At 46.5% G+C, this 8,601-nt stretch carries 9 protein-coding genes and 1 tRNA gene; 5 read left to right on the top strand and 5 right to left on the bottom strand.

Going from position 1 to position 8,601, the window contains the following annotated elements; translation table 11 throughout:
* The first annotated feature begins 157 nt into the window (after positions 1–157).
* The 4 genes from EWV66_RS15575 (at position 158) to EWV66_RS15560 (ending at position 5,366) form a co-directional block, all read left to right on the top strand.
* On the top strand, positions 158–742 hold the full coding sequence (locus EWV66_RS15575; protein ID WP_002763315.1) for a DUF3727 domain-containing protein: 585 nt from the start codon (positions 158–160) through the stop codon (positions 740–742).
* Positions 743–1,062: 320 nt separating this feature from the next.
* Positions 1,063–2,064 (top strand): circadian clock protein LdpA, encoded by a 1,002-nt coding sequence (gene ldpA / locus EWV66_RS15570; protein ID WP_052278046.1) that lies wholly within the window; start codon positions 1,063–1,065, stop codon positions 2,062–2,064.
* 117 nt (positions 2,065–2,181) lie between these two features.
* On the top strand, positions 2,182–3,927 hold the full coding sequence (locus EWV66_RS15565) for a R3H domain-containing nucleic acid-binding protein (protein ID WP_502705651.1): 1,746 nt from the start codon (positions 2,182–2,184) through the stop codon (positions 3,925–3,927).
* Between the two features lie 11 nt (positions 3,928–3,938).
* Positions 3,939–5,366, top strand: a complete 1,428-nt coding sequence (locus EWV66_RS15560) for a hypothetical protein (protein WP_052278044.1) — start codon at positions 3,939–3,941, stop codon at positions 5,364–5,366.
* 201 nt (positions 5,367–5,567) lie between these two features.
* Here EWV66_RS15560 and EWV66_RS15555 read toward each other — a convergent pair whose 3' ends face one another.
* The 3 genes from EWV66_RS15555 to ndhL are packed head-to-tail and all read right to left on the bottom strand — an operon-like array spanning position 5,568 to position 6,565.
* Positions 5,568–5,996, bottom strand: a complete 429-nt coding sequence (locus tag EWV66_RS15555) for an ATP-dependent zinc protease family protein (RefSeq protein ID WP_052278043.1) — start codon at positions 5,994–5,996, stop codon at positions 5,568–5,570.
* A gap of 4 nt (positions 5,997–6,000) precedes the next feature.
* Positions 6,001–6,306 (bottom strand): DUF3007 family protein, encoded by a 306-nt coding sequence (locus tag EWV66_RS15550; RefSeq protein ID WP_002751981.1) that lies wholly within the window; start codon positions 6,304–6,306, stop codon positions 6,001–6,003.
* 19 nt (positions 6,307–6,325) lie between these two features.
* Positions 6,326–6,565: an NAD(P)H-quinone oxidoreductase subunit L gene (gene ndhL / locus EWV66_RS15545; protein ID WP_002732218.1), complete on the bottom strand. Its 240-nt coding sequence runs from the start codon at positions 6,563–6,565 to the stop codon at positions 6,326–6,328.
* A gap of 172 nt (positions 6,566–6,737) precedes the next feature.
* Between ndhL and EWV66_RS15540 the strand changes: the two genes are divergently transcribed.
* Positions 6,738–6,823 (top strand) — tRNA-Leu (locus EWV66_RS15540).
* A gap of 74 nt (positions 6,824–6,897) precedes the next feature.
* Here the strand turns inward: EWV66_RS15540 and EWV66_RS15535 are convergent.
* Together EWV66_RS15535 and queG are read right to left on the bottom strand one after the other, a co-directional pair.
* Complete coding sequence (locus EWV66_RS15535; RefSeq protein ID WP_287107246.1) at positions 6,898–7,536, bottom strand: HAD-IA family hydrolase; 639 nt, start codon at positions 7,534–7,536, stop codon at positions 6,898–6,900.
* Positions 7,526–8,473, bottom strand: coding sequence for a tRNA epoxyqueuosine(34) reductase QueG (gene queG / locus EWV66_RS15530; RefSeq protein WP_287107245.1), 948 nt, complete (start codon positions 8,471–8,473; stop codon positions 7,526–7,528). Before queG ends, EWV66_RS15535 begins: the two co-directional genes overlap by 11 nt.
* Positions 8,474–8,601: the final 128 nt, after the last annotated feature.

Here is an 8,601-nt window from a genome sequence, read left to right as displayed (position 1 = left end):
GACTCTGTGTAAGACAGTACATGGTTTTTTAACTGTGGTATGCGACGGTGGTGGAAGCAGAAACTTAAATCGTGAGGTTTAGGAATCGCCGCACTTTTAGGGCGGCGAGGATGTCAACTCATGATATTCTGATTCAATCAGTAGCGTTTGAGAGCCTATGTCCCCATCTCAATTTAATTTTCAAGAAAACGAACTCGAAGAAGCGGATATCATAACCCTCTGGGATGAGCAAGGTCGATCGCTGGACTGTTATATTGAGAATGCCTATGAAACCGATGATCTCACCTATATGCTTCTTGTCCCCGTGGATACCCCGGTGATGATTCTAGCTTGGGATGAGGAATCGGAGGAAGAAGAATCTGATGCCTTCTTAATCGAAGATAGCGAGGAAATCGAGCGGATTTTCGCCGATGCTAAAGCGGTTTTAGCAGAATTAGACCTATTGCTCAAATCCACTGCCCACACCTTGACTGTTAGTGGTGAATTACCGCCCCTAGAAGAAGATAATGTTCTCAGTTTAGAAATTGATGGCGATGAACCCTCCTCGTCATCAGAGCCGGAAGAATTGCAATTTCTCGCCAGTTTCTTTTCGGAAGACCAAAAATACTCGATTTACAGTCCCCTAGCTCCTTTGTTATTCTTAGCCGTCGGTGATGCGGAAGGGAAAGTTGAATTAGTTTCCCCCGATGATGACGGTATGGGACCAATTCTAGAGGAACTTTTGTTTGATGAACTCGATTAATTACACGATCTTACCAAATCCGCCGACCAAAATTTGTGATCAATCTAGTGACAGTATATCTTTCGGGATTTTATTATCCTCGTGATTAAAACGGATTTGGTATTTTTTTCCCTAAATTAATTACACATTTTCCTAACCACTGACGAACCTATTATCTATCGGATAGGCTGCTAGCCTCTGCTTGCTGGCAAAAGTGAGGGGCAGCCTCAGACAGGCACTAATGCCAAAGGAAGAATTAATAATCAGTCTTTAGTCAGAAGATTTGGTATCAGAGCAGCACAAGGCTGACGTTTAGGGGCTGGCTGCGATAGGATAAAAAAGTGCTAGATAAAAACTCCTCTCCCTTCTGGTCCTTAGTTGCGGGTCACTGGTTCAAGCTCATCTGTGGAGCTAGTTACCAGGATTTGCCCACGATTCGCAACCTCGCTTTGACCTATACTATCGCCGGGGCCGATTGTATTGATGTGGCCGCCGACCGAGCCGTGATTGTTGCGGCCCGCGAAGGCATCGAAACCGCCGAAAAAATCGCCGGATTCCCCCCAAATCGACGACCTTGGTTAATGGTCAGTCTCAACGACGGGGAAGATCCCCACTTTCGTAAAGCTGTCTTTAACCCGCAACTCTGTCCGGTCGATTGTCCCCGTCCCTGCGAAAAAATCTGTCCCGCTTATGCTATCGATAGGGGAGGAGTAATCGAACAGCGCTGTTATGGTTGCGGTCGCTGCTTACCCGTTTGTCCCCCGCAAATAATCGAGACAATATCCCGTGTCTGTCAACCCGCAGAAATTATCCCCTTAATTATCGAAATGGGAGTCGATGCGATCGAAATTCATACCCAAGTCGGTCACAGAGAGGAATTTGCTCGACTCTGGCAAGCGATCGCACCTCTAACTAAAAACCTAAAAATCCTCGCCATAAGTTGCCAGGATGATCAGCAGATCATTGATTACCTCCACTATCTGCGAGAAACTATTTCACCCCTAAGCTGTCCTCTGATTTGGCAGACGGACGGCCGGCCGATGAGCGGCGATATCGGCAAAGGAACCACCCACCCGGCCATTAATATGGCCAAAAAAGTCCTCTGTGCCAATCTAGCCGGATTTGTGCAGTTAGCTGGGGGAACCAATGACCACACCGTGACCAAATTACGGCAACTGGGACTGAGAGAAAAAATCGCTGGTATTGCCTATGGAAGTTACGCCCGTTCATTGATTTTGCCAATTTTAGAGGATTTATACCAGCCTAACCTTGAAAATGACCCCCAAGCCTACCAAGAAGCCGTTAAAGCCGCTTCTATTCTCGTTGCTCAATTAAAAGCCTAACCTTGGTCAAAAAACTATAATATTTTTTTAATTGACAACTAACCCCTAAATGTGTTAGACCCCAAGAAAATCTTGGAAATAAAAATAGCCAATTATCGCCAAAACCTTTTATTATTAATGCCAGAAACCCTACCCTCCTCTCGGATGCCAGTTACCGACGATTTAAACAAACTCTTGGCAATTCTACCTGTGCGGATTCGCAGCAAAATCGAGGAACACCCGCGGCAGCATCAACTGATCGAAGTAGTTATGGATTTGGGACGCATACCAGAAGCGCGTTTTCCCGATGGGGCGATCGATCTGGGGGACGAACCGATCTCAAAAGAAGAAATCCAGTATTCGATCGCCAGGGTGGGCAGTTTTAGCGGCGATAATCGCGCCGGGATTGAACGCACCCTGCACCGCATCAGTGCCATTCGCAATCGAGACGGGGAAATTATCGGTTTAACCTGTCGTATCGGTCGGGCCGTTTTCGGTACGATCACCCTGATTAACGACCTAGTGGAAACGGGAAAATCCCTGCTGCTGCTCGGTCGTCCGGGGGTAGGAAAAACCACGGCCTTGCGAGAAATAGCCCGAGTTTTAGCCGACGATCTTAACAAACGGGTAGTGATTATCGACACCTCCAACGAAATCGCTGGGGATGGAGATATTCCCCATCCGGCCATCGGTCGCGCTCGTCGGATGCAGGTGGCCCGTCCGGAATTGCAGCATCAAGTCATGATCGAAGCGGTGGAAAACCATATGCCAGAGGTGATCGTGATTGATGAGATCGGTACGGAATTAGAAGCTCTGGCCGCTCGCACGATCGCCGAGCGAGGAGTGCAGTTAGTGGGAACCGCCCACGGCAATCAATTGGAAAATTTAATTAAAAACCCAACTTTATCGGATTTAGTCGGGGGAATTCAGGCAGTAACTCTCGGAGACGAAGAAGCACGCCGCCGGGGTTCTCAGAAGACCGTTTTAGAACGCAAAGCACCGCCCACCTTTGACATTGCCATCGAAATGTTGGAACGTCAGCGCTGGGTCATCCACGAGGACGTATCTACCACGATCGATCAACTGCTGCGGGGACGGGAAGCAATTGCCCAAATCCGTTGGGTAGATGAGGAGGGGAAAGTACAAGTCGCTCAGGAAGAACCAAAATCGGAAAACTTGACCCCTTTGCGCGGCAATTATCTGCCGGAAATGGATAAACCTAAGGGATGGCGGGCCGATGGCCGGATGACTCCCGTGGCCCGTTTCCCTGCGGGCCACCTCAACCGGGAAAACGATTTCGATCGCCTCCTCGAACAATCTTGGCTGCAGGAAGAACCGGAAACGGAAAAAGTCCGCGTCCCCGGTCCCAATGGCGAAGATTGGCCGGTTTATGTCTATCCCTACGGAGTCAGTCGCGCCCCGATCGAACAGGTAGTACAGTCCCTAGATTTGCCGATCGTTTTGACCAAAGATTTACAGGGGGCCGATGCGGTGCTGGCCCTGCGTTCCCACGTTAAAAATCAGTCAAAATTGCGTCAAATTGCCAAAGTAAGACAAATTCCCATCCACGGGATCAAATCCAATACCCTGCCCCAAATTTCTCGCGGTTTAAAGCGGATTTTGGGCATTGATGACCCGATGAATCAGGAAGGTGCAGATCTGCGTTTATTTGCCCGCAGCGGTAGTGATGACGAGATCGAAGCTTTGGAGGAGGCCCGGTTAGCGGTGGAACAAATCGTTATTCCCACCGGCCAACCGGTGGAGTTACTGCCGCGATCGGCGAAAGTGCGGAAAATGCAGCACGAATTAGTGGAACATTACCGTCTCCAATCCGATAGCTTCGGAGAGGAACCGAATCGCCGTATTCGCATCTATCCAGCTTAGGAGTCGGGAATTTGCAGCGACGCACGCTCATCATTCTAGGTACAGGAACGGCGATCGGTGCGGTGGCCCTCCGGATTATCCATCGTCCCCAATCGGCGGCGGAATTGCGCACCAAAATGCCCCTAGCTGAAAGAATTAAGCTCTGTCTCGATCTGGCTAAGATTAAACTAGCGACCACGATCGATTATCTCGATAGTTATGCCCGTCGGGGCATTCTCTATCCCTATCTTACCCATCCAGAGCCATCGGGTTTTACTTTCTTCAATTGGCTACGGAGGGGGAATAGTCCCACCCCCGGCACTTGGAAGTTGGCAAAGGCCAATTTTTGGGCGGCAGGGGCTTTTCCTGCTTTATTATGGAAAATTGCTGACTTAGAATCAAACCCTATGGATGCGGGATTTTGGTCAGCTGCCGCGAAAAAATGGAGCGATCCCTTAAAAGAAACCAGTTTGAAAAACAAAGACATCGCTCTTAATAATGTACTGGTGTTTGCTCCTTGGTTTGAGTCGGGACAGGGTCAGGAAAAACAGACAGCTTTAGAGATAACTTTACGGGGGGCCAGACAACTAGCGCAACCTTTTCAGGATGGTAAAGGGAGTTATCACACCGATATCGGTACTTTTGGCTGGTTACGCAAGGCCGATCGCACCGATCAGCAAGAACATTGGCACGTTTTTATGGACCATACAATCAATATAGAACAACTGCTCTGGGCAGGTCTCCACAATCCTGACCCCAAGGAAGCAAAAGATTGGCAAGAAAAGGCCCTTTCCCACATCCGCACCATTAGCCGCACTTTTGGGGCTAACCGTCGCCCGGGTAAAACGGGAACTTGGCAAAGAGGCTATTTTGATCAAAATGTCAACTCTCCCACCTATAGAAATTTCTTATTTAATGAGGGAAAACAGGGCTGGCGCGATGATAGCACTTGGTCCCGGGGTCAAGCTTGGTTTATTTATAGTGCCACGACGGCCTATATTTACACCGGCGATCCGGAAATGTTAACCATTGCCAAGGATGCCATTAATTATTATCTGGACAATTTGCCCGATCGCTGGCCCGGTGGACAAAGACGCGCCGGGGATTTTATTCCTCCCTGGGACTTTGATTATGCCTTGCAAAAAAATGGCGCTACGGAAAAGGATTCTTCGGCAGCGGCGATCGCTGTGGCGGGGATGATTCGCTTATTAAAAGCTTTACCCAGCAGTGATCCTAGTTATGGAACCTATCGAGAGGCGATCGATAATACTCTCTTGAATTTGACTTCTTTTGCCTATTTTCCCGACGAAACCGCCCCAGAGATGAGTTTATTGCGTCATGGTTGTTATCATCATCCCGCCGCGATTCAACCCAGCCAAATCTATGATACGGGTTTAATTTGGGGAGACTTGTTTTTTATAAATGCTTTGGCTGAATACCAAGATTTACCCGCTACTTAGGGCTGGCTGAATAAATCTAAAAACCTTGTTGGATAATATCTTTAGACTTTTTGTCAATCAAAAAGTACCGGCCCTGGGAGTGATCAGGGGGAAAATTCCGGGACTTTTTCCCTGAAAATTAGGTAATTGACCCCCTCAAAATCGGTAAAACCCACACCCTGCCCCTAGGAAAAACTTTTTGCCGCAAACCCTAAATATAACTTAACTCAGTAAAAAAGACTTATTCGGATGGACAAGAAAGCCTTTTTTCAGCGCTTCTCGTCCTAATAACATCCGAAAACCCATGACATCGCGATTAGTTAAAGTTAATTCGATCGCCCATTGACGATCACCAAGTAATACACTTGTTCTGATAACAGGACGTAGTTGACTTTGACCCCCAGAATTTTTTACCTGTCGCCATTCGAGGATTTCTGCGGTGGTGGTGACAGTGTGGTGACTATCTTTTTGGTAGGGATGAACTTGAAAGCGCAGCCAATTGCGATCGCCATCGAGAAAAGGGTGGAGATGAAAAGCGTGTAGGGCCGAGGAGCGAGCGCCTGTATCAATCTTGGCCTTTATTTTGGTAATGCCTAAATCAGGTAAATCCAGCCATTCTCGCCAACCGATGATGATTTTATCGGGTTTCATCTATTTATTTAGTTTTTTCTTCTTCAATCTCCCGCTGCATTTGGGCGATTTCTTCGGGAGTCATCGCTTCCAGGCGTTTTTTAAAGACGGCATCTTCGTAATCTTTGCGCTGTTGGCCGTAGGTCATATTATCGGTGGCGACTCGAAACAGATAGGTAAAAATCCAACCGATGACACCACCTACCAACACCGCTTGACTCCAAATTCCCGCCGAAGCACTATCTAAACCGGTTTTTTGTAGGATAATGTAGAGGATGCCGCCCATAGCAAACATCCCTATACCGATCCCGATGACATCAATGCGTCTCATGGGTTTTTTTGGTGATAACTTAAGCTTTTAGGGTACGACGTTGGGGACGGAAGTTAAGGAAAGGACTTAACAACAGCATCCCAGGGAAGAAAAAGCTCATCAGAAAGTACATAAACCCTCTTTCCCAAGAAGAAGCCACATACCAGCGCGTATTGAGGTAGTAGTAGATAACGGCGGGAATGACGAGCAAATACAAGACACTGAGAGATAGGTAGATCAGGGCGATGATAATGGTTTCTTGCGTCAGAATTGATTGCATAAGGATTGATTTTTCTCAATAGCTGTCGGTGAACGGCAATCCACCTGCTGATTATTTTACCCTGTCTTTCCCCCTTTGCGGCGATCGAATTGGCGGACTAAAATAATTTGCTGAAAATACTCTTGCCAATTAAATTATTTGTGATATGATAAAAAATTGTCGGTTAAATAACGGGGGCGTGGCGGAATGGTAGACGCTACGGACTTAAAATCCGTTGAGCCTTATAAGCTCGTGAGAGTTCGAGTCTCTCTGCCCCCATCGATCGAAGTCTATATTTAAACTGAGTGTTGGATATTCTAGTACAAATGTCCATGCTCCTAGTAAAAACTTTTTCAGCCAGCCCTATCTAAAATATCCAATAATTCTAGGGGATGATCAATGAGATGATCAGGGTTAAATTGGGAGAGAATTTGAGGGGAATTAAAGCCCCAAGCGACGGACACCACTGGCACTCGACTTTTTTGGGCAGCAGTAATATCTCTAGTTTCATCGCCGACATAAATCATTTCATCGGGACAGAATTTATTTTGTCGCATCAGGCGATTGATAATTTTGTGTTTGCCGAATAAAGGCGTTCCCGAACAGATAAAATCAAATAAATTTAATAGTTGATTATTACCTAAAAATAGGTTGACATTTTCTTTGGTATTAGAAGTTATTATTCCCAATCTATAGCCTCTTTCTTTAAGAGTAGCGAGGCAGTGAGGCCAGCCATGAAAAGGTTTCAGACATTCAATTTGTTTATTTAATTCCCGTTTAACTCGATAGAGTAAAAAAGGGATTTTAACGGGGGAAACTTGGGATTGTTTAATAATTTCTTGGGAACTAAGGTTTTTTAGTCTGGCCAAATCTTCCTCGTTGATGGGTTGATAACCAAAATTTTTAGCCAAACGATTGACAATCTCCACGAAAGTATCGTGGGTATCGGCGATAGTACCATCAAAATCGAACACGACTACTTTAATTGTCATCTTGTGCGGGGTGAGGGGAATGGGCTAAATTAGCTTGGGCATTACGTCGCCACTGCTGGGGTTTAATTCGACGCAGGGCTGACGAGATGAAACGACGATCCCACTCCTCTATAGTTAGATTAGCTAATTCCTCCAACCTTGGCGAGAGGTTTTCGGGACGAGGTTGAAAATCCTCCACGTCGGTAACTTGGGCAAAACGTTGATTCCAAGGACAGACATCTTGACAGATATCGCAGCCAGCTACCCAACCTTGTAAATTCTTGGCAATTTCTGTAGGCAAAGTTACAGCACGATTTTCGATGGTATGGTAAGCAATACAGCGATTAGCATCCACCACATAGGGACTAACTATTGCCTGGGTGGGACAGGCGCTTAAACAACGGCTACAGGTGCCACAATGGGCGCTATGGGGTCGATCGGGTTCTAAAGGTAAATTAGTTAATATTTCGGCTAAAAACACCCAACTGCCGTAATTGCGGGTAATTAAGTTACCATTCTTGGCAATCCAGCCGATCCCTGCTCTTTGCGCCCAAACTTTATCCTGTACCGGTCCGGTGTCCACATAGTAACGGGTTTGAATTTGCTCCCCCTGACTTTCTAACCATTGACTGAGGGCCTTTAATTTTTTACTTAATACTTTGTGATAATCCCTTCCCCAAGCATAACGGGAAATTTTGCCATGGTTTTGTTCTTGACTGTGTTGCTGGGGGGTGTAGTAGTTAAGGGCAAGACATATTAGCGATCGCACTTCTGGCCAAAGAGTTTTGATATCCTGTCGTTTCGGGTTAGTCATCCAATCCATATCAGCGTGATAACCGCGCTCTAACCAGCTTTTTAGATGGGATACCGCCGAGTCTTGACTATCCACAGAAGCAATACCGACCCCATGGAAACCTAACTCTAGCGCTTTTTCTTTGATTTGTGTTTCTGTCACCATAGAAATATCTTGGCTCTTCTAGGTTCTGTGTGAGCATGGTATAATAGTAACACAGAACAGGAGGTGGGTTATGTGGATAAATTTTGATCAACTCCTCGATTTACCAAATGTAACAGTGGTCAATTATC

The sequence above is a fragment of the Microcystis sp. M_OC_Ca_00000000_C217Col genome (assembly GCF_007095585.1).
Taxonomy (GTDB): domain Bacteria; phylum Cyanobacteriota; class Cyanobacteriia; order Cyanobacteriales; family Microcystaceae; genus Microcystis; species Microcystis panniformis.
The sequence above is the reverse complement of the archived record's forward strand: the minus strand, read 5'-3'. Positions and strand labels throughout refer to the sequence as shown.

Excerpts from the sequence above, each read along its gene's own strand:
- EWV66_RS15575 (WP_002763315.1), top strand. The coding sequence starts at position 158 with ATGTCCCCATCTCAATTTAATTTTCAAGAAAACGAACTCGAAGAAGCG.
- queG (WP_287107245.1), bottom strand. The coding sequence starts at position 8,473 with ATGGTGACAGAAACACAAATCAAAGAAAAAGCGCTAGAGTTAGGTTTC.
- EWV66_RS15550 (WP_002751981.1), bottom strand. The coding sequence starts at position 6,306 with ATGAGACGCATTGATGTCATCGGGATCGGTATAGGGATGTTTGCTATG.
- EWV66_RS15565 (WP_502705651.1), top strand. The coding sequence starts at position 2,182 with ATGCCAGAAACCCTACCCTCCTCTCGGATGCCAGTTACCGACGATTTA.
- EWV66_RS15535 (WP_287107246.1), bottom strand. The coding sequence starts at position 7,536 with ATGACAATTAAAGTAGTCGTGTTCGATTTTGATGGTACTATCGCCGAT.
- EWV66_RS15555 (WP_052278043.1), bottom strand. The coding sequence starts at position 5,996 with ATGAAACCCGATAAAATCATCATCGGTTGGCGAGAATGGCTGGATTTA.
- ndhL (WP_002732218.1), bottom strand. The coding sequence starts at position 6,565 with ATGCAATCAATTCTGACGCAAGAAACCATTATCATCGCCCTGATCTAC.